1 protein-coding gene is annotated in these 380 nt (G+C 51.1%); it reads right to left on the reverse strand.

The window, feature by feature from the left end; genetic code table 11:
- The coding region (locus H9565_RS20085) for a hypothetical protein (protein WP_215442155.1) at positions 1-380 on the reverse strand (380 nt) is incomplete at both ends.

The following is a 380-nucleotide window of genomic DNA, read 5'->3' on the forward strand; positions in this document are numbered from 1 at the left end:
GCGTCTGCATCCGCTTCGTTTTGGTCGACATCGTTTTGTACGGCAAGTATCGCGGCATCAGCATCTGCTTCGTTTTGGTCTACATCGTTTTGAACTGCGAGAATAGCTGCATCGGCGTCTGCTTCGTTCTGGTCTACGTCGTTCTGTACGGCGGTGATATCTGCGGATTCTTCCAAAGCTGAAAGGTCCACGGTTACGGAAGAAGTCCCTTCGTCGATTTTCAAGACACTGGAAGCATCGATTGAAGCTCCTGTAATATCGTCATCTGCGGTAGCGGCGACCTGCCCGTCCACATAGGTCTTCACGGCGAGTTCCGTTGGGAACTTGGTATTTGTGGCATCAGCTAGTGTTACGTCATCCGATTTGTTCGCGGAATCTTC

The organism is Zobellia russellii (assembly GCF_018728565.1).
GTDB lineage: Bacteria > Bacteroidota > Bacteroidia > Flavobacteriales > Flavobacteriaceae > Zobellia > Zobellia russellii.